At 41.4% G+C, this 22,803-nt stretch carries 12 protein-coding genes; 11 read left to right on the top strand and 1 reads right to left on the bottom strand.

From position 1 onward, the window contains the following. Positions 1 to 211: 211 nt before the first annotated feature. The 3 genes from bla (at position 212) to ABJD64_RS15020 (ending at position 4,132) form a co-directional block, all read left to right on the top strand. Positions 212 to 970 carry a subclass B1 metallo-beta-lactamase gene (bla, locus tag ABJD64_RS15030; RefSeq protein ID WP_348182943.1) on the top strand — a complete coding sequence of 253 codons (759 nt, stop codon included), beginning with the start codon at positions 212 to 214 and terminating at the stop codon, positions 968 to 970. A gap of 205 nt (positions 971 to 1,175) precedes the next feature. Continuing rightward, a complete protein-coding gene (locus ABJD64_RS15025; protein ID WP_348182941.1) occupies positions 1,176 to 1,511 on the top strand; it encodes a helix-turn-helix transcriptional regulator in 336 nt (111 codons plus the stop codon). Beyond that, positions 1,508 to 4,132 carry an ABC transporter permease gene (locus ABJD64_RS15020; protein ID WP_348182939.1) on the top strand — a complete coding sequence of 875 codons (2,625 nt, stop codon included), beginning with the start codon at positions 1,508 to 1,510 and terminating at the stop codon, positions 4,130 to 4,132. Before ABJD64_RS15025 ends, ABJD64_RS15020 begins: the two co-directional genes overlap by 4 nt. Positions 4,133 to 4,329: 197 nt before the next feature. Here ABJD64_RS15020 and ABJD64_RS15015 read toward each other — a convergent pair whose 3' ends face one another. Continuing rightward, a complete protein-coding gene (locus tag ABJD64_RS15015) occupies positions 4,330 to 6,180 on the bottom strand; it encodes a tetratricopeptide repeat protein (protein ID WP_348182938.1) in 1,851 nt (616 codons plus the stop codon). A 197-nt stretch (positions 6,181 to 6,377) separates the two neighbouring features. Between ABJD64_RS15015 and ABJD64_RS15010 the strand changes: the two genes are divergently transcribed. The 8 genes from ABJD64_RS15010 to ABJD64_RS14975 all read left to right on the top strand — a co-directional run bounded on the left by ABJD64_RS15010 (position 6,378) and on the right by ABJD64_RS14975 (position 22,621). After that, positions 6,378 to 8,021: a 7TM diverse intracellular signaling domain-containing protein gene (locus ABJD64_RS15010; protein ID WP_348182936.1), complete on the top strand. Its 1,644-nt coding sequence runs from the start codon at positions 6,378 to 6,380 to the stop codon at positions 8,019 to 8,021. A 70-nt stretch (positions 8,022 to 8,091) separates the two neighbouring features. Next, positions 8,092 to 9,732 (top strand): 7TM diverse intracellular signaling domain-containing protein, encoded by a 1,641-nt coding sequence (locus tag ABJD64_RS15005; protein ID WP_348182934.1) that lies wholly within the window; start codon positions 8,092 to 8,094, stop codon positions 9,730 to 9,732. A gap of 209 nt (positions 9,733 to 9,941) precedes the next feature. After that, positions 9,942 to 13,904, top strand: coding sequence for an FG-GAP-like repeat-containing protein (locus ABJD64_RS15000; RefSeq protein ID WP_348182932.1), 3,963 nt, complete (start codon positions 9,942 to 9,944; stop codon positions 13,902 to 13,904). Between the two features lie 6 nt (positions 13,905 to 13,910). After that, positions 13,911 to 14,372, top strand: a complete 462-nt coding sequence (locus ABJD64_RS14995; RefSeq protein ID WP_348182931.1) for a hypothetical protein — start codon at positions 13,911 to 13,913, stop codon at positions 14,370 to 14,372. 109 nt (positions 14,373 to 14,481) lie between these two features. Then, on the top strand, positions 14,482 to 14,928 hold the full coding sequence (locus ABJD64_RS14990; RefSeq protein ID WP_348182929.1) for a response regulator: 447 nt from the start codon (positions 14,482 to 14,484) through the stop codon (positions 14,926 to 14,928). Positions 14,929 to 15,201: 273 nt separating this feature from the next. Next, positions 15,202 to 18,969: a T9SS type A sorting domain-containing protein gene (locus ABJD64_RS14985; protein ID WP_348182927.1), complete on the top strand. Its 3,768-nt coding sequence runs from the start codon at positions 15,202 to 15,204 to the stop codon at positions 18,967 to 18,969. 243 nt (positions 18,970 to 19,212) lie between these two features. Then, positions 19,213 to 20,841: a 7TM diverse intracellular signaling domain-containing protein gene (locus ABJD64_RS14980; RefSeq protein ID WP_348182925.1), complete on the top strand. Its 1,629-nt coding sequence runs from the start codon at positions 19,213 to 19,215 to the stop codon at positions 20,839 to 20,841. A 100-nt stretch (positions 20,842 to 20,941) separates the two neighbouring features. Further along, positions 20,942 to 22,621: a 7TM diverse intracellular signaling domain-containing protein gene (locus ABJD64_RS14975; RefSeq protein ID WP_348182923.1), complete on the top strand. Its 1,680-nt coding sequence runs from the start codon at positions 20,942 to 20,944 to the stop codon at positions 22,619 to 22,621. Positions 22,622 to 22,803 lie beyond the last annotated feature (182 nt).

Below are 22,803 nucleotides of genomic sequence, written 5' to 3'. Positions count from 1 at the left end.
GACAAACGCATTTAAAATTTAAACTGCCTACAAACCCTACCAGGGTTGTGTTTGGATAAGCATGGACTGTATTGAAATCTCAGTTGTACGATTAAGTGTAACCCTGGCAGGGATCTGATTTTAAATGCGTTTGTCCTGGGGAGCTGGCTACTTATTTTTTGTTGCATAATTTCTTTTCGATAAAGGCAAGGAGCTTTATTTTCGAAGACATATGAACAAAAGATTAATCTCCCTATTTGCAGTCCTGATTCTAGTGTGTTCTAGCTGCAGCGAAAAAAAAGAAAGTGCCGTTATTTATTCGTCAGATCAACTGAAGATTCACTCCATTGATGAAGGCGTCTATGTTCATGAAGCCTACTTACAAACAGAAAGTTGGGGAAAAGTAGGATGCAATGGTCTGATATATGTCAACCAAAATGAGGCAGTCATATTTGATACTCCTCCGGATACCGTTGCGACCAAAGAGCTGATCGCCTACGTAACAGATCAGCTAAATGCTAAAGTGATTGCATTTGTGCCCACTCACTTCCATGATGACTGCCTGGGCGGACTGAGTGTAGTTCATCCATTGGGCATCGTATCAATCGCCAATCAGCTGACGGTGGAGTTAGCATCAGAAAATGAAGAAACAGCACCCCTGATGGGTTTCGATACAGAATTTTCGCTACCTGTAGGTGATCAGGAAGTGCTAATGAAATATGTAGGCGAAGGCCATACCAGGGATAATATAATTGGTTATGTACCATCCAAGCAGGTAATGTTTGGAGGTTGCTTGATTAAGAAGATGAATGCCTCAAAGGGATATACCGGAGACGCTAATCTTGAGGAATGGTCGAATACCATAGAAAAAATAAAATCAGAATTTCCCGAGGCTAAAATAATCGTACCAGGACATGGCTCTTGGGGCGGCCGGGAGTTGCTGGATTATACCAGTGAGTTGTTTGAAAAAGCAACTGCGGCAGATCAGTGAAACTAACTTTAGTTATCAATTTCTACCACTTCTTTCTCCAGGCTTAAGGCAAGAGAAACCTGTGAAGGATAGAAATAAATCCTGGCCAGTCACAAACGAATTCTAAAAATCGAGCGGCTGACGCAAAGCAGTATTTATTTGTTTCATCATTGTAAATGAAATAGTTAATCCATACATTTACCTATGTTTCATATTTGTAAATGTTATGGAAAGAGTACAGTTGGGTGAATTTGAGGAAACAGTCCTGCTCATTACTGCCATACTCCATGAAGAGGCCTATGGGGTCAATGTGATGGACGAAATCGCCAGTCAGTTGGGTAGAAAGGTAAACATTAGTGCCGTTCATACGGCGCTGGATCGATTGGAGAAAAAAGGTTTTTTGTCTTCATACGTAGGGGGAGCACAGGCAAAAAGAGGAGGTAGAAGAAAGCGATTCTTCAAAGTAACCAACCTTGGGATTCAAGCCATTGAAATTAATCGACAAGTAAGAAACAATCTCTACGCACAAATACCCGCAGTATCACTCAAGTTGGGACAATGAAAGATGTAAAAACCAAGCCACCAAAGTGGCCTCTCAAACTGTTGAGCTGGTTTTGCAAGCCCTATTATAAGGAAACGGTTGAAGGCGACTTGATCGAAATATATGAGAGACAGGTTGCTGCTCATGTCAAATATGTAAAACTCAGATTCTTATGGAACGTCATTCGCTTTTTTCGGATCCGGTACATTAAAAATTTAGAAGATATAAGACCCAAAACTTCATACGGTATGTTCAAAAATTATTTTAAAGTGTCGCTGAGAAGCATGAGAAAAAACAGTACCTACACGCTCCTGAATATCCTTGGATTGTCGATAGGAATAGCCTCATGTCTTTTACTGATTTCACATATCTCTCATCAATTGTCATTTGACAAATATGTCCAGGACGGACATCGAATTTATCGGTTAGTTAATGATCGTGGTTCGACTAACTACAGTCCTTTCACACCAACTCCTGCTGTACAGCAGATGCTTCTTGAATTTCCGGAGATAGAGTCAGGCACCAGAATTTATGGTTTATATGATGTAGTGCTTAAAATGGATAATCAATTTATTAAGCAAAATGACATACTGAGCGCAGATTCCACATTCTTCGATATTTTTCCTACAAAATTTCTTAATGGTAAAGTGGAGTATGCTCTTAATTCTCCAAATTCAATCGTTTTAACTCAGTCCGTTGCTGATCAGTTGTTCGAAGACCAGAATCCTATGGGCAAGACAGTCGTCTATGACGAAGACGCGTATCAGGTCACGGCCGTAGTGGCAGATCAACCGAAAAACTCAACCATTCCATATCGTGCGATATTTTCTTTTCCCCATGACAAATGGTTGACTGATGGCAACTGGTCAGGCAATAATGTGTATTCCTACTTGAAATTAAAGGCTGGCGCAGATCCAGAAAGATTGAGGGAGAAATTCCTGGAATTTACCGAAAAACACCTTTCGGAAGAGTTGATTGCCTTTATGTCTGAGTATGACTCCTGGAGTGATTTTCTGGCTGCAGGTAACCATCGTTCTTTTGAAATTGTACCACTGATGGATATTCACTTAAATCATCAAAGGCTAACATTGAATAATCCAGGTAACCGGAATAATACGCTCACTTTTTCCATTATTGCTGCTTTTATACTGCTCATTGCTTGTATAAACTACATCAACATGTCAACAGCCAAGTCTTCTTTGCGTCTCAAGGAGGTTGGACTAAGAAAAGTGCTGGGGTCGGTGAGAAAGCATCTTGTACAACAATTTTTGCTGGAGTCGGTGCTTATTACGTTGGTTTCAGTCCTTCTGGGAGTGATTCTGGCTATTCTGGTGTTGCCCTATTTTAATATCATGACAGATGCGGATTATGGTTGGCGAAATATTATCAACTTGAATATGCTAGGGTGGGTCGTTGCGTTTGTTATTGTTGTGGGCTTAGTGGCAGGCAGCTATCCGGCGCTGTACCTTTCTTCATTCAAACCCATCGATTCTTTGCGCAAAGAGGCCGTCAAAGGCAGAAGTAGTCGACTAAGGACGGTATTGGTGATCTTTCAATTCACGGTTTCTGTTTTTCTAATTACTGCTACATTCATCGTATTCCATCAGGTACAACACGTTTCCAGTAGAGATTTAGGAATGAATGCTGATCAAATTTTTGTGGTTAGAAATGATGATAGGCTGGGAAACAACTATCAGGCTTTTGTAAATGACTTGATGTCCTCAGTCCATATAGAACAGTTAGGCGCATTGAGTCACTATCCTTCCGGACGAATATATGATTGGAGCTACCTGACCATGGGCGAAAATGCAGTTACATTGAATCCTGACAACATATTCGCTGATTCGTCTGCTTTGCAAACCTTGGGCTTGCAGTTGGTAGCAGGGAGTTTTTTTCAAGGAATGGCCACAGATTCTACAGCGGTTGTTGTCAATGAGTCCTTCGCAAGAAAAGCGGGGTGGACGGAACCAGTCGGTCAATTGCTTAATCGTGGGAGGTCTACACGCTTCAGGGTGATTGGAGTGGTCAAAGATTTTATTTTGAGAAATGGTCAATACAACACACGAGAAGTAATATTTAGATACGCCTCATCTAACCCAGAGTACTTTGCACGTTACATTCACATCAGGACTTCTAGTGACTTTGTAGAAGCCCTTTCCGTGATTGAAACTGCTTGGAATAAGTATGTTCCGGGTTATCCATTCGAAGGTTTTTTTCTGGACGAATCTTTCGATAGATTATATGCTGAAGAGAGAAGGTTTGGTCATGTATTTACTTCTTTTTCAGGACTGGCTATAATCATTGCTTCGATTGGATTGTTCTCTTTAGCTGCTTTTTCACTCGAACGAAGAACGAAGGAAATTGCAATCAGAAAGGTGCTTGGAGCAACAGCGAGAAGAATTATGTATCATCTTGTTTTTGGTTTTTTAAAGCTTATCCTGGTCGGTGCTATTCTTGCGTTTCCAGCTATTTACTATTTGGGCAACGAATGGCTTAATGGATTCGACTATCGCATTGTTATAGATGCACCAATGATTGTTTTACCGATACTGCTGCTTGGTGCCATATCCATAAGCATCATCGGGCTAAAGACTTACAAGGCAGCCATGGACAATCCAGTGAATGCTTTGAAGGCGGAGTAGTTAAAAATTCGTTGAACCTCTAATTATTTTTTGCTTGGTAGGCTTCTTTTAGATTGTCCTACCATTTGATATTCCCTTATTATTTGAGGCGTTTACTATTAGCAATTCATGCGCAGAGCACGCCATTGTTTCATAAACAATTTAAGTTATGAAGGGTGACGTAGATGCAAGTGATTGCAGGAAAGCTTATGAACGTTTTATTTCCGAATCAAAAAATCTCTCAAATCTACTTCCGGTGATAATTCCATCTTCTTCTTCATCCGATTGATGCTCTTTTTCACCGCTGCTGTAGTAATGTTAGAAACCTGAGCGATTTCTTTGTTGTCCATACCCACCTTGATGTAGGCGCAAAGTCGCAGATCATGCTGGGTAATGGATGGATATTCTTCTTTTAGCTCATTGAAGAATTTTGGATGCACTTTTTCGAACTGGTACATAAACATGGACCAGCTTTCCTCATTCAGATTTGCTTTAATGGTCCGTTTGATTTCCTTCAGGTCGGGCAGAATCTTTTGGTCTACTTTATTCGCAAGTGACCCAATTTGTTCTCCAAGTTGTTGAAGAAGCGAATTTTTTTCGTGAGAGAGCATGGTTACTGTGGCCAACTCCCGTTCCTTCAAAGCCAGCGTTTCTTCAGCCAATTCTTTTTCGTTCGTTCTTAACGTCACAATTTGATCATTTCGATAGATGAGTTCCTTATTTTTCAAATCAATGATCTCATTTTTATTAGCCAATTCTTTGTTCTTGTCCCGTTTGATCAAATAGAAACGGTAGATGATCAGGGCGATTATGGTGACAAACAAAGCGGCGGTAAAGGCCACGAGCTTCAGCCATTCCTGCCGCTCGATTTCTTTTTCAAAGGCTAGCTCGGCTTTGTGTTGTTCCAAGGCGATAGAGTCTTTTTCTTTTTGAAATTCATAATTGGCTTCAAGTCGAGTTAGATTTTTGGTTTGTTCAGTATTTAAAATACTGTCAGCTGCTGCTTTGTAATTTTTCCGTGCTTCCAAGGCGGCTTTATAATTCCCTAAATTTTCCTCAATTACGGCTAGGTACTTCCAGCCATCACGAATGTTGACCATATGCCTCAATTCGCTGGCCAGTTTGAGCCCTTTTTTGAAATACTTCTTAGCTGTCTGCCATTCCTTAATCATCATGTGAGACCTTCCCAAACCTATAAGTGTGTAGGATATAAAATACTGTCCTCCGATCTTGTCGTAGATGTCCAATGCGTAATTGTAGTGTTCGATCGATTTTGGGACATCTCCCTTCTTCAGACAGACGTCGGCTAGGTTTTTATAGGTATAGGCAATACCGTTCTGATCCTGGATCTCATTATAAAATTTTATCGATCGATTGAAAGATTCTTGCGCCTTGTCCAATTGATTTTGCTTCATGTAGACTTCGCCGATGTTACTATTAACCAATGCCACGCCATATGTGTCTTGCAAATCATTATGGATTTGAAGTGATTTGGTCAAGTATTTTATAGCATCCGTATATTCTTCCTGACTCGAAAAAACCAGACCAATGTTGTTGGTTCTACTGGCAATGGCTCTCTGATCTCCTTCTTCTTCGCTGATCCTTAAGGACTGAAAAAGGTATTCGAGTGCTTTTGAATAATCCCCTTGAAAATCTCTGGTAGCACCCAGACCATTCAATCCGTTGGCTTCTCCTCTTTTATAACCAATCGCTTTGGATAGGGTTACAATTCGGTGGAATTCTTTGGCTGCCACAGCAATGTGTCCCATCGACATGGCTACATGGACACGTGCATAGTAGGCATCAATTTCGCCTGTTTTGTATTGAATCTTTTTAGCAAGATCGATCGCTTGGTTGGCATAAGATACTGTTTTTGTTGAATCTGAAGCGCCGTAAAATTCTGATATTTTGATGTATGTGTCTACTCTTTGTCTGTCTGAAATTTCCATTTCTAATACGGCTATCAAAGAATCCAAAGTGGAGACGGGTTGTCCAATCAACTCTGTTTCGAAAAGTATAAGGGTGCAGGTAAATAGGAACGTAGTTATAGCGTTTCGAATCCACTTCATATCAGAAAAGAGTTATTCGTTGGTAATTTTTTGTTTGTCAAAGATAACTTTTTGTCCCTTCAAATTGTCTGAAAGTATATTTTGTAAACTCTTGATTATCAGTGCATTAAATTCATGTCACCCATTTGTCCCCACCCATTGTTATGTGATTGATGGTCGGCCTCCTAATATTACATTGATTATAACCGGCAGGCAGCATGAAGAGAGAAATAGTTATTTTGGTTTTTGGTCTAGGGATATTTTTTAATTCTTTGTGCAGCTACTCACAAGAAATTATCGATGTGGGGGAAGAAGTAATTGAAAACCCCATTGGACAGCGAACGACCCATTTTTATGACTCGTCGAGAGGAATGGGGTATCAGGAAATCAAAGGTAAAACCTTTATTGCTCTGGATGCACGAGTACCCAATTTCGGTTACAATACTGGCGCGGATTGGTTGAAGTTTACACTCTTCAATTCTAGCGAACAGGTGGTCGAGAAAATCCTCAGAATTGACAAACCCATTATAGACAGCCTGGAATTGTACTATGAATCCAACGGGGTGATGAAAAGGCAGATCACAGGAGCCATGGTCCTCAAATCACAGAAATATGAACATAGTAAATCCAATTATTTTCAGATAGCTCTTTCAGCCAGAGACACGATCACCTATTTTCTAAGAGTTACTGGTATGCACAGCAAGCAGGTATCCATTCATGTCAACAATGATTATGAATATAGTACGTACGAGCAGGGAGTGACGCTGACCATAGGGTTCTATTTTGGAGCCCTGCTGATCATTACTTTATATAATTTGTTTTTAGGTCTTACGGTTAAAGATCCATTGTATCTGTTTTATGCACTGTCAAATTTAGGTGCACTATTAGCTACGTTGGCACTCAAAGGTTTTTTCACCGGCTATATTTTTCCTAACAACCCTGAGGCCATATTGATCGTCGTACCGGTCTGCATTATTAGTTTTACTTTGTTTTCTTCCTGTTTCTGTATCCGGATGGTCAGCATCAGGAAATACAGTGCATTGACCTACTATTTGTTTATTGGAGTGATTGTATTTGGAGTGATTGCTGTGGTGTATCCCTATTCGATGACTCAAATGGGTTTTCATTCCACCTACATGCCTTTGTCCATTGGTACTTTTGTTTTCACCATTATCGCTTGGGTTTCTGGAGTGATTGCAGTGCGCAACGGAAACAAAAATGCTAAATATTATTTGGCGGGATGGACCATTGGCCTGATCGGTGCTTTGCAATATGCGCTACTATTAAATGGATTTCTTCCGCTCAATTTCTTCACCGAAAACCTGTACCTCATCGGTTCAGTAATAGAAGTGCTCACGCTGTCATTTGGTCTTGCAGGTCGATACAATGCCATTCAACTCGAACGAAACGAATTGAAGCGAAATCTCAGACATCGTGAGGGAGATTTGGAGATGGTGATAAGCGACAACCGGTATCGTCACCAGTTTAAAAAGAATATGCTGGAAAAAGTGCAGGAAATAAACCATGCCAGCATGGAAAGGATGCCAAGTAAGCTAAACAGCTTTGTCACGTCACTTAAGATGCAACTTGAGACCGAAGATAAACTCAACTATTTTCAGGATAAAATCGAGCGAATCAATGCCGAGTTTGAGGCCAAGCTAAAGGAGCGTTGTCCAGAACTTACTCCAGGAGAAATTGAGATCTGTTACCTCATAAAAGTGAATCTATCCAATAAAGAAATCGCTGGTTTGAGAAAAACTTCGGAAGGTGCCATTAAAGTGGCGCGGCACCGAATTAAGAAGAAAATGAATGTCTCGTCCTTAGAAGAAGTGGAAATAACACTTCAGAACACGGAAGCATAAAAAAGACCGATCACAATTGTGTGAATTAACTAGCTTTGGGATTTAACTTATTGAGTTCCATTCTATTTAAATGAAGTACAGGTCAGGTCATGCTTTTGTGCATATCTTCGTATTGTTGATCCTTCTACCCGTTTGCTCTTTTTGTCAAAAGAAGGAACACGTGAGTGAAGTAGACCCTTCTACTCTGGAGATCCGTCAAATCGGAATTTATAAGGACCCCTCTCGAACAGCAACGATTGATGAAATACACAAGACCAATTTTCAGCCAAGTGAGACAGGTGTACTTGACTTTGGGTTTACGAATGACGCGTGTTGGCTTGCACTTGAAGTAGTTAACACTACGAACGCTGTACAAAATCGATTATTGAAAGTCGGTAAATTACTCGTAGATAGCGTTCAGTTATTTTTTAAGCAGGGAGATCACTGGCGCTCAGTGATGACAGGTGTCAATATACCAAACTCACAAAAACTGATTAAGGGTAGAAGTTCTTATTTCCCAATTGAAATTGAAGGTCAGGATACTGCGACTCTGTATCTACGAGCGGTCAGTACATATGGGATTCAATTTTCTATTTCAATACTGGATGAACAAGAACTTCAATCCAGAGATACGAATGAATCTTTGATACAGGGGTTTTATTTGGGAGCGCTGTTGATTATTACTCTCTACAATCTGTTCCTTGGGTTCTCAATTAAGGACAACGTCTATTTTCACTACGCAATGGCTAATTTGGCAGCCATCATGCTTGCCCTTTCTGTGAGAGGATTTTTCTCCTACTATTTTCCTGATGATTATGCGGGTTGGACGCCACATTTAATAACAGGAGTTACCGCATTATATATCGCTTTGTCTTCTAATTTCAATATTAGAATACTCAATCTTCGAAAATACAGCAGGCATGCTTATTACATGATGCTCTTGGTTGCCGCTATTTCCTTGTTGCTTGCAGTGGGACTTAGTGTGGTGAGGCTTTTTGGATATACTATACACAATTTGTCGCTGGCACATGCCAATATATTATTTACTATCACTGCTATCTATGCGGGCATAATGGCATATAGAAATGGTAGCCACTATGCGAAATATTATTTGATGGGTTGGACCCTACTGTTGTTGAGTGTATTGCTCTATACGCTGATGATTGTTGGTTATATTGAGCGAAATTACTTTACGGCCAATTTCTATTTGATAGGTTCGGTACTGGAGGTTTTGCTATTATCATTTGCGCTCGCAGATCGGTACAATTACCTGCAGACCGAAAGTAATACCCTAAGACGAAATTTGAGAAACAAAGAGGGAGATTTGGCCATGGTGATTAGCGATAATAAAATGAGGTACCAATTCAGGAAGATTATTCTTGAAAAAGTAGAGGAAATCAATAATTCCGAAACAGAAAATATAAAATCTCAACTGAACAGCTTCGTTACAGACCTTAAACTCCAATTAGAGACCGAAGAGAAATTCAATTACATAGAAGGAAACATTGAAAAAATCAACACCCAGTTTGAATCCAAACTCAAAGCCAAATATCCTGACTTAAGCTCATCGGAGATAGAAATTTGTCACTATATCAGGCTCAATTTATCTACCAAAGAAATAGCAAGATTACGCGGAACTTCTGTCGGAGCTATTAAGGTCATGCGGCATAGAATTAAAAAGAAATTGAGCTTGACGGATCAAACGATTGATACCTTAATACGAGAACTTTAGATCCAATTTTAATTGAACAAATTTTTTCATTGAATCGAGAAGTCACCCGCTTATAAAAATGCCTTTACAGCAAGCATAGGACCTTTGTAACCTTTTGTACAGCACATGTAACCTTTGGTAACCTGAGAGAATACAGCTATTCTCTCTCCCCTAAGTACCATTGCACTGTTGGTTGAATCATCAACGAATTGTCTACAAAATTATAAGCTATGAAAAGAAGAAGAAGGGGTGCCTTATCTCTAGGTATGGTGTTATTGACAACTGCGTTATTTTCTCAAGTACCAATTATCACTTCATTCAATCCCACGAGTGGGCCGATTGGTACAGAAGTCACCATTAACGGGGAAGACTTCAGTCCTTCACAGGCCAATACAATTTATTTTGGCGGAGTCAAAGCAGAGATGCTCTTTGCTTCCAGAGCGGAAATCATAGTGAAAGTACCTGCAGGGGCTTCCAACGATCTGATATCAGTACATGCCCATGATTGGGTCGCTTATTCTCCAAACCCTTTCCAAGTCACTTTTGAAAGTGATGGGTCACTTACTTCAACAGGATTCAATAGTGCGATAAGTTGGACACCCGGTGATAGCCCTAGTTTTAATGTACAAACCGACTTGGACGGGGATGGCTTGCTCGACATCATCGTATCCAATCAGTCTTCAGATATGAGCCTGTCTGTTTTTCACAATACTTCTTCGGGACCCGGCGATCTAAGCTTCACTGCAGACACTGATTTTGATTTGGTTTCTTTTGAACCAGACCATGTGATCGTGGCTGACTTTGACGGGGATGAAAAAATGGACATTGCCACGGCGAATTCGAATGGAAATGCATTACTTAGAAATTTGACAGTACTGACCAACAACAGTACTCCAGGAGATATTAGTATGACGAATGATTTTAATGTCTTGCTGGATTTTTCTACTCCTGCTATAGCTGCAGCAGACCTGAATGCTGATGGTAAAGTAGACATGGTTGTTCTGGACCCGGTAGATGATAAGGTTATTTATCTGGAAAATACCTCATCACCCTCAAGCGTCAACTTTAGTTCAGAATTAAGCCTGACTACTGGAGCCAAGCCTGTTTCTGTAGCAATTGCAGACATTGATGGAGATGGTTTGTCTGATATCATTACAGCGAATGCTGATGATAGGTCTGTTTCGATACTTAGGAACACGACATCAGGTGGGGTATTGAGTTTCGAAACCAAGGTGGATGTTTCGGTGAACTCCACTAGCTCGACCCATGTAGTTTTGATAGGAGACATAGACGGAGATGGACTTCCTGATGTGGTCACTAAGAATGCCAGGTACCTTACCGTTCTCAGAAATACCAGTTCAATTTCAAATCTAAGCTTCGTGACGGATCAGGATATCATATTCAATACTAGTCAGGGTTTTCCTGGACTGGGTGATCTAAATGGAGACGGTATGCTTGATGCCATGGTGGATGATGGAGCCGATAATTTAAAAATACTCACCAATACGAGTACCATCGGAAGTATAAGTTTTGCTAGTTCAGTCGCAGTCAATGTTGGTATTCCATTGGATTATGCCTTGTCTAATGTATCTGCAAACGACATGGACGGTGATGGAGAACCTGAGATTGTAACTGTGGGAGGGGTTGGAGGATTCTTTGGTTCACCTACCCCAATAATGTACGTAGCCAGAAACCTGGGGTCAGGAACCGATATGCTCACTTTTAGTATGGCAGAGCAAACTGGAGTCGCTGCAATTGACTTTGACGCGCATACGATTGACCTGGAGGTAAGTGATGTCCCTGATTTAACCAACCTTGTTGCCACGTTTACTACTTCACACCGAGCGTTGCCTGCCGTAGGTGGCCTCAATCCGGATTCTGGAATTTCCGCACTTGACTATACCAATCCAATGACATTCACGGTATATGCAGAAGATGGATCAGGGGTTCAGGATTGGACCGTCACAATTACACTGGGATGCGTTGCTGATGAAGTCAACGAAATCGTAGAAGCCTGCGGGAGTTACGAATTCGATGGTCAAATGCTGACCAACTCAGGAACCTATACAGGGAAGTTCCTGAACGAGGCTGACTGTGATAGTACGGTCACCTTAGACTTAACCGTTCTTCCGACGCACTTTTATGAAAATGTGTATGCGACTGAGGGCTATGATGTTGATGGTAACGGTGTGGCAAATACATCGGGTCAATACGCTTTTGGACCTTATACAGCATCTACCGGCTGCGATAGTACGCTTGTGATTAATCTTATTATCGAACCAGACACCTATGATCCACAAGATTTCACACTGTTTAAAGAAGATGCTGATGCACCAGTAAATGATTTGTGGTTGGGTTCATCGCATTTGGCGGATCTCGACCAAGATGGAGATCTTGACCTTGTGATCACCGGATCAGATAATGAAAGTGCGAGCCTGTCTGTGTACCATACAAATATATACTTTAATCAAGGAGATGGAACCATGATTGAAGATACGGATCACGGGATAATTGGTACTACTGCCTGGCCAGAAGGCTCAATTCTGGTTGATGTGGATAGAGATACCGATTTGGACCTAGTCGTTACTGGCCCAGATGGTCCAAGTCCATTCAATGCGATTGGTAAATTATACATAAATGATGGGACAGGTAGTTTTACGGAAAAAACGGACGCTAACATTCCCGCAGAATACCAAACAGCCATTGATGCAGCCGATGTCGACGGAGATGGTGACCAGGATCTTATGCTCAATGGGGAATCGGAGGTAACCAGACTATTACTCAACAATGGTTCCGGTGGATTTACTGAAAAACCAGGTACTCCTTTTACCGGTACAACGTTAGGTACAGTAGACTTTGGCGACGTAGATGGTGATGGCGATCAGGACGTGTTTGTTACGGGTGATCCTTCAAGTGGAGGCATGATTGCAGAGCTTTACATCAATGATGGATTAGGAAATTTTGAAGAAAAGACTAATCAACCCTTTGATGGAATGTACCTATCTACCGTGGAATTTGCAGATATTGACAACGATGATGACCTGGATTTGTTTGTTGCAGGATGGAAGTCTAATAGTGCTGGGTTTCAGTTCTCTCAATTTTATATCAACGATGGTAACGGTAATTTTTCTACTGATGTATCTTCTGATATTGTAAAGATTGCCAACGGAGATGCGGAGTTCGCTGATTTAGATATGGATGGCGATAAGGATCTCATTATTAGCGGCAAAACACTAGACAGCGGAACCCACACCAGCATATACATCAACAATGGTTACGGTCATTTTACAGAGTCAACTTCCTGTTTTCCAGGGTTAAGACATGCTTCTATTACATCAGGAGATGTCGATGGTGATACTCGCCCGGATATATTTATCAGTGGATTGAATAGGTCGGATCCTTTCTCCGGACTTTACATTAATACAATTGTATCGAATGACTTGACGATTAGTGCATGTGACAGTTATGCATTCGACGGAACGACACTTACAGAATCGGGCAGTTATCAAGGTAGCTATATTGATGAATATGGTTGTTCCTATCCGGTTAATTTGGGCTTGACCATTTTGGAGCCGGAAGAAGTAGAAACATTCGTAGATGAATGTGGAGACTATGAGTTTGGCACTCAACTTTTGACCGAGTCTGGTATTTATACCGAAACATTCACCAACCTGGCAGGATGCGATTCAACTGTGGTGCTCACATTTGGCCAATTGCCAGAACCAAGTGGAGAGATTGAGGTGCATGGAGTGGTACTATTTGCAGCAGACCAGACCGCTTCGTCATACCAGTGGATCAGCTGCGATACCGGTGAGGCTATCGAAGGACAAGATAAACGTCAGCTAACACCACCTGGAACAGGCAACTATGCCGTAGAGGTCGGCAATGGACTTTGTACAGCCACCTCAGATTGTACCTTTTTTGATTGGGTGATGTCGGCTCAAGCAGCACAGGGGAACCAAATAAAGGTGCACCCCACCATTACAAGCGATGTTTTCACACTAGATCTTAATCAATCAGCAATTGATGTAAATGTCAGGATTCTCTACATGGATGGCAGTGTGATGTTTAGTGACTATTACACGTCCTTCTCAAAATCAGATTTCACTCTTAAAGGTCCATCTGGAATGTACCTTGTACAGGTAAGTGCACAGGGTGAAATCATAGATACACAACGAGTACTCAAAAAATAATTAGCTATGAAGAAACCAATAATAATACCGTTCATAATTACGCTTTGTACTGGCATCACACTGTTCTCAGGTTGTGAGCCGGAGGAAGTATTAGATACATCGAGTAAAGATGCTTTCATCACGAGTATAGCAAATACCTGGGCCATTGATGAAAATAGCCAGGTGGAGATCAATGATCAGGATATAACTGAAGTTTTGATGGGCTTTGAGATGACGATAAATGAAGACTTGACTTTCACTACCAACAGTGACCAGTTGACCATAGAAGAATTCCCATGGCCAACTTCGGGCTCCTTTGCACTCAATGACGAACTGACCGTGCTCACACGTGACGATGGATTAGTCATCAACCTTGATTTATCTGAAGATGAGAGTGAATTACTCATTGTATTTGAAGCCGACGAAAATACAGGCGGCAGAACACTTGGTATTCGAGGTGGCTGGAGGTGTCATTTGAGCAGGAGATAAATACGTTCGCCTGCAATGGAGTGCCTCTTCAAAAGATCAAAAAATTGTAATTGGTGGTTGAGGGAGGTTGGGAAGCCTCCCTTTTTAATCAAACGTAGCAGCTATTCATATGGAAAGACTTAATTCAATACTACTGATCGACGATGATGAAATCCTTTTGGAACTTAATGCGAGAACTATTAAGGAGTTCAATCTGGTGTCAGAAATCATAACCATGAACTCAGCTCATAAAGCACTGGTTTATTTAGCCGAAAGACGAAAGAAATGGCCTGAAATCATTATCTGTGATATTGAAATGCCGCACATGAATGGTTGGCAATTTATGGACGTCTATTCGACCATACTTGACCCATTTGATGAAGACCCCATTATCTGTATTCATTCCAGTTCGACACATGAAAGTGATTTGAACGAAATAGAAAGAAGGGCAAATGTCAATATGTACATGACCAAGCCTCTTAATCAGGAAAAGGTCACGCAGCTTTTTAGTTATTGCTTTGAAAGTAAAAACACTCAGGTCAAACGAAACTTAGGAACAGTCTATGTTACCTCTTAGAAAATATGATGTTCAATATGAAAAGCAGAATGGTAGATGGTAGGGATTTTCAGTTACTGGCCTTTGTACTACTAACTAAGCAACAAGAAGACATGACAGTATTTAACTAATGATCATAAGTAATTCAAAGGGGACAAATATTTTTAAATCAATTGGGAGTGATACTTTTTCCAGCGTCACAGGATTGTTTCAGATCGTTGTATTCAGTACTGACTTAGCCATAAGAGCAGAAGGCTCGCATTCATTGAATAATTGTTTTTCTAATCATATGCTATGAAGATATCAGCTAAGGTTTGGCTCCTTTTGGGAGTAATATTTTTCAATTGGACCATTTGTTCAGCACAGTACTCCATCACGGGAGATGCCACACAAACAATCAACTTCACGTCTTATACAGGAACAGGATTTAGTCCAGGTGCCGCCACAACCGGGTCTCTCGATTCAAATACCTGGGGTGTTGACCTGGATGATAATGGAACCATGGATTCGGACTTTGGTGATACCAATACAGCTGGAATCTACGCTAATAATGCTTCTGCCAGTGCATACAATGCAGGGAATTGGCCACCGGGTAGTTTCCAGGCGTACACCTACAATGGTGTGAATCGATTGGGTGTAAGAAACGGATTTACCGGTCACCAGGGAGATATTGGTGCTATTCTCCGGTTACAAAATAACACGGGTGGGGACATTACCAGCTGGGATATTGAATATGACCTCCAAGGTTATGTCGGTAGTGGCACCGCCGCCGAAATTGAATTCTACTACAGTGCGGACAATAGCAGTTATACACAGGTTGCGGGGCTTGGTACCTCCTATTCAAATCCAAGCAATATGACAGCTGCGGCAATCACGCTGACTGGAACTGCTAATACTACAATAAGCGATGGTGCGTACTATTATCTCAAATGGGTTTGGAGAGAACATGATGCAAATGCTGCCGCTATTGCCATCATAGATATTGATATTACCGCAACTATAGCCGCTGGTTCGGGAGAAGGAACCATCACTGCAGGAACAACAAACTTCGGAGATTTCTCTTCCACTTCTACTACCGATCCGGGAGAGGACATTTTAGATTTCACCATCACAGATGATGCTTCCACCGGTGCGGACGCCTTTCCTATACAATTCACCGATGTGGTTTTCAACAAAGCGACAGGTGATGGGACCGACAACTGGAGCGATGTGATCGCCGGGGCACGCCTTGAGGACAGTGGAGGAAATGCGATCAATGCCACCGCTGTTACCAGCAATACCATAGTGTTTTCGAGTATTGGTATCACATCGTCAGATGTTGGGTACGTTCCGGACGATGGCAGTGAAACATTTACACTGAGTGTATGGCTCAATACTTCCATCTCTGAAGAGATAGATCGAGATCTGCTTCAAGTTAGTGTTGCCGGATCAGACTTCACCTTCAGTGGGGCCACCAGCACTATCACTTTGACCGAATCCGCATCCTCCAATGCTTTATACAACACTATCGAAGTAGTAGGAACCAACTGGGGATTCGAAGAACCTCCAACCACAGTGGGGCTCCTGGAGGATTTTGGACTGACCATTATATCTACTGACGCATCAGGAAACATTGACCTGGATGACAACAGCTCTACTTTTATCCTCAGTCGGGGAAGCACTGGCGCCAACACACTCACGGAATCCGGAGCCAGCTATGCTGCTCTTACTGCCAAGACTCTCACCGCAGGAAGGTACAGTTATTCCGACCTGAGGTATGACGTTTCAGAAAACTTCAACATTGATGTGGATGATTCAGGAGGTAGTTTTTTGACTTCAATCACTTCCTCCGACATCACGGCAGCTATTTCTTATCAGACCGCTGGTTCTGGAAACTGGACAGCGGACTTTGCCACAATCTGGGAATTTTGGGATGGCACGGGATGGCAAACGGCCATCACGTACCCAAGCGCTACCACTGGAACCATTTACATACGATCCGGACATGACATTTCTGTAGATGCAGATATCACAGCAGATCAAGTCGTCATCGAAAGTGGGGGCACTATCAGCATGGATCAAAATGGTGATGTTCTTACCCTTGCAGATGGCCCTGGAGTTGATTTATCGGTAGAGAGTGGTGGCATATGGGATTTATCTGATGGAAATGCCATACCGGTTTTAACCGGCACGGCTCAGATTCAAAGTGGTGGAATGTTCTCTTGCTCCAATACAAATGCACTTGATGATATCGCTGAGTCCACCCAGATCGAGTGGCAGACAGATGCCGTCCTGTACTACACGGCGACTGGTGATTTTCCTTACAATACCGACTTTTTTCCTGCCACAGCCACAGGAATTTATCCAATTCTTGAGGTAGATGGGGCCACCGGCGACCCAGGCTTGTGGTCGCTGAACGGTATCCTCAAAGTAAGCTCGGGTACCTTCACCATTGATGGGGGAAATGGCGTCACGATCAGGGATGGGTTTCTGGGCGATGGAAACATCATACTGGATAATGGTGCCAATTTTACTTATACCGGAGGCACCTTATTTTTAGGAGGAAGTGGCTCTTTAGATCTGGACACTCGATCACTTTCCTTCTCGTCAACCATCATTGAATTGCAATCAGATAAAGAGGTATTCAATGGTACCTTCTCTATCGATGGAACGAGTACCGTCAATGGGTATACCTTTTCATTAAACGACGGAACCAACAACAACCTGAATCTCACGATCGCTGACGGTGCTATCATCAATTCAAATGCGACTACCGGCCTGGCCGCTACGCTTGCAGCAGAGGGCACCCTCACCATTGGCAATGAGGTGGAGTACAACTTTGAGGGTGCAAGCGGGCAAACCCTAAACTTCGGAACGATTGGTGTGACTGAGGCGGGCAGGGTCACCGTAAACAACAGCTCCGGGGTAATCCTGAATTCTAACCTCACGATCAACGAACGGCTAACCCTAACCAGTGGGGTGTTCTCTACTTCTTCCTCCTCTGAAGTAATTACAATCACTAGTTCGGCAATTATAGTTGGGGCTTCCAGCACCAATTATTTCGATGGCCCGTTGGAAGTTCAGGGGATATCCAGTAGCTACACTTTCCATGTAGGAGACGGGGCAGTATACAGACCCGTCATTATCTCTCCTGTCTCCAGCTCCAATGTCGCAATAGAATTTTTCAACAGCAACCCTCCGGACAATACTTCGGTAGGGACCGGGCTTGCATCCGAAATGGCCTCTCTCTATTGGGAAATTCAGCGTGGGTCAGGAACTGGTGATGTGGCAGTGGAGCTCTTTTACAAAGAATCCACCAGCAGCTCTACGCCAGACAATGACCAAATTCTAGATGGTACGCACTTGAAGCTGATCCAGTATAACAATGGCACGAGCACCTGGGAAGATCTGGGGCTGGACGCCAATAATTCAGATCTGGCAAATTTGAGTTCAATCACAGGTACCATCTCCTCATTTATTGGTGCAAGTGACTATCACACCATTGGCACAGAAGAAGGGAATACGCTACTTCCTGTAGAATTAATAAGCCTTACCGGGACAAATAATGTCGGCGTGACACTCATTGAATGGGCTACCGCTTCGGAATTAAACAATGATCGCTTTGAAATAGAAAGGTCAGGCGATGGTCAGAATTTTCAAAAAATCGGTATGGTGAATGGCCATGGTACCGTGAACACCTTGAAAACCTATTCTTTTTCCGATACTCGACCATTGAGAGGTTACAGTTATTACCGACTGAAGCAGGTAGATTATGATGGCAGTTCGGCACTCAGCCAGGTCATTTCAGTTTTAGCTGATGATAGCTTCACAACTAATTATTTGGTATATCCCAATCCAGTTCAACACAACCTGCTTAACGTAAAGACAGGGACAGTAGCGGAGGGTCAAAGCATCTATTACAAAATCACCAACCTGGAAGGAAAAGATGTGATGAGCGTGGAAGGTTTCCCAGAATTTTCTGAGACGAAAACATTGTTTTTACCAGAGCTCGAAAGTGGGCAGTATATACTGATAATATCGAGTGGAAGCCAGAATGTGAGTGTCCCATTCATTAAGAACTGACTAGTACAAGTTTGAAGGTAATACACCTTTTCAAGTAGACTAAAAGGAAGCCGAGACGCGGCTTCCTTTTTTTTGGACAATGCTCCGGTTAAATAAAATTGAAAACTGTTGAATTCAGAATTGATTAAGGGGTAGAGGAAGGTATTATTCATATTTTTATGCTACCAAATTTGTAGTACGAATTGGAGCATTGAATTAAGTAAATGTAAATTTCAAAATAATCTAACTTGACTAGATTTAAATATGGTAAAAAGATACAAGACAACCTCGTTTTTGTTCGGTGTTCTTAGCATTCTCCTCACATCAATGATTATCAGCGTGCATGCGCAAGATGCCCCAGTAGTTATCAAAACCTCAATCTACCATGATGCTACTAAAAAACTCGCTTTACCTGAGATACAGCGATTGGACAGTATCGGGCTCTTCAAAACTGTCAGTCCTGTAAAAAACCTGGGACTTTCCAGTGATGTGACCTGGGTAAAAATAACTGTACAGAATCTGGGAGACGAGACCCTTGGCATGTTCTTGCGTTGGAAGGAAGGACTAACACACTATGTTCATTTCTATGAAATTGGAGAGGATGGTGTACGTGAAAGTATATCCGGACACTCTATTGATGACGCTGAAAAAGAGATGGTTTTGAATGCAATAAGCTTTCCTGTGACACTCTATGCAAACTCTGTAAGTATCTTTTTTTTGCAAATCAATACCCCATACAATAAAGAAATGAATATTTCGCTGGTCAATAGAAAACAACTGGACGAAGATGAGCAGGTCTTTAATTTATTTGCCGGAGCAATTTTTTGCTCCCTGCTTGTGATCAGTTTGTACAACTTGTGTTTAGGTTTTTCCTTAGGTGATAGACTATACTTTCACTTTGCTGCCGCCAATTTTATAGAGACGATAGCCTCTACGACCATGTTAGGACTAATGCCAGTTGTTTTTCCTTTCATACCCTATAATACCTCTCCGTTTGTAACGACTTTGAGCGTTGGTCTATTTGGAATCTTTTCTGCAAATTTTATTATTCAATTCTTGAAATTGAGGCAGCAAGATAAATTTTGGTATTGGGCCATGTTAGGTCTTATCATGGCTGAATTTCTGGCTATAGTGCATGGTACCATTTACTACTATTTGTTTGATGGAACGTACCTTCTAATACCAGTGGTAAATTTAATTTTTATCAACCTCGCGTTCGTTACTGTTGTTGTCTCCTACTCAAAAGGTAATCGTGATGCGCGCTTTTTATTGGTGGGCTGGCTGGTTCTTTGGTTTGGCTTGATGATTAAATTGTTGACCATTGTTGGAGTGATTTCTAGTTCCTGGTTTAGTGAATACTTTGTGTATACCTCAGGTGTGATTGAATCAATTCTATTGTCTTTTGCTCTGGCTGATCGATATAACCGCCTCCAAAATGAGAAGCTTCAACTGGAAGTCGATTTGCAAACTAAAGAAAAGGACCTTAGTACGTTGGCTGTTAACAACAAGATCCGATACACCGAACGTAAAAATTTCTTGTCCGATCTAAATAAGGTTGTGAGACATGAGTCGGATGATTTACAAAACAAACTTAAATCACTTATACTGAATCTCAGACAAGGGCTGAATAGTGAAGAAAAATTTATTTATCAATCGGATAATATAAAAGTACTTAATGCGGGTTTTGAGAAGAAACTGAAATCGGCATTTCCTCAGCTGACTAAGACTGAAATCGAGATGTGTCAATACATTAAAACAAGCCTGTCTCTGAAAGAGATAGCAGATATCCGGCGTACATCAGAAGGAGCGATTAAAATGGCCAGATATCGCCTGAAATCAAAACTTCGACTAGAAAACCAGAATCTTGATGACTTCATTCGATCAGAATTCTGAGACCTGGTTTCGCACGAGAGTTAATGAATTAAGGCTGCTTTATCCCGAATTTAAACCTTTGTAACCCCTACCAATTTCATTTTTTGACATCTGTTACCTTTTGTACTACTATATTCTTGGAAAGAAAATAGGACCACTCTACTATTACCGAAAAAAAGTAATGCTCAGGTTGGCACTTGTTATTTATATGGTCTTACAATGTGCAATAGAACTTGCTGCGCAAAGTATACTAGATATAGTTAGACCGGTAGAAACTCCTATTGGGTTGCACTTCTCGCATTTTTACGATCCTTTGAATGAACTGGATTATGGGGAAGTTCAAAACCGAGAATTCGAAGTTTGCGAAAGCGAAATTTTGAATTTTGGCTACAATATCGGAGCGGACTGGCTCGCTTTTACTTTTGCCAATTCAAGCAATAAGGATGTCAGTCGAATACTTAGGATCAATAAGCCTATTCTTGACACTTTAGTGCTGTATCACTCATCGGAAGGGGTGGTTGAAAAAGAAATGACCGGAGCACTGGTGGCTAGAGAACAAGAATTCAAACATAGTACCTCCAATTATTTCAGAATACAGGTTGCCGCTCAAGACACGGTTAAATATTATTTAAAAATTGTCAGCATGCACAGTAAGCAACTTGCCATATACGTGACGTCTGATTACGAACATGCTGAGTATGAACAGGCTTCTACCATTACTATTGGTTTTTATCTGGGTGCGTTAATCATCATCACTGCTTACAGTCTGTTTTTAGGCTTCGGTATTAATGACCCGCTTTATCTACTATATGCCCTTTCAAATTTTGGTTCGTTAATCGCAACGTTAACGTTGAAAGGCTTCTTTACAGGCTATGTATTCAATAATCAACCTGAACTGTCCTTGTTTTTTGTGCCGGTGAATATTGCGAGTTTTTCAATACTAAGCTCCTTTTTCTGCATCCGCTTTATCAATATTCGAGAATACAGCAAGTTGGCCTATTATATGTTTTATGCCGTGGTAGGGTATGGGTTATTCGCAATTCTGTTTCCCTATGTTCTCCATACAGTGGGTTACCCGTCGACCTTCAAAATGCTTTCTTATGCCACCCTGCTGTTCACAATTACTGCTGTGGTCTCGGGTATTGTAGCCATACGCCACGGTGATCGCAATGCCATATATTACTTGGTGGCGTGGTTCATCGGTTGGATTGGAGTAGTGATGTACGTGCTATTGTTGGTAGGTGTATTGCCCATCAATTTCATCACCGAGAACCTATATATGGTGGGTTCTGTAATAGAAGTGTCTGCCCTTTCATTTGCCTTGGCTAAAAGGTATAACAATGTTTTGATTGACAAAAACCAACTCGAACGTGACCTACTATTCAGAGAGAGCGACTTAACCATGGTAATTTCTGATAATAAAATGCGTTATCAATTTAAGAATGCACTTCTGGAAGATTTGGAACAACTCAAAAGAGCGAAACCCTCCGATTTAATTAAGAAGATGAACAGTTTGATTCTAGACCTCCGAATGCAGGTAGACAAGGAAAAGAAGTTTGACTTTTTTGAAGACCAATTAGATCATGTAAACGCCGAGTTTGAATCACGTCTAAAAGAACACTATCCCGATTTTACAAAGACAGAAATTGAAATCATATATCTTATCCGCCTCAATTTAAGTAATAAAGACATTGCTCATTTCAGAAATACTACAGAAGGCGCTATCAAATCTGCACGCCACAGGATTAGAAAAAAACTAGGTGGGGCGGTAGATTTGAATGAATTGATAAAAAACATCTAGTCCTTGAAAACAGCCATCAACGGCAATAGAAGTCATTTTTAAAATAAACGTAACCTGTTGTAACCTTCATTGTAACCTTTTGTATTCTTAGCGTGACCTTTAGTGACCTGTCATGTTGATCCTATTCAGTATTCAAAATATACTATTGTGCATGGAATTTTGAATTGTCTCATTCATCCTGC

The sequence above is a fragment of the Reichenbachiella sp. genome (assembly GCF_039944555.1).
Classification (GTDB): Bacteria; Bacteroidota; Bacteroidia; order Cytophagales; family Cyclobacteriaceae; genus Reichenbachiella.
This window is presented reverse-complemented; position numbering and strand designations above follow the sequence as displayed.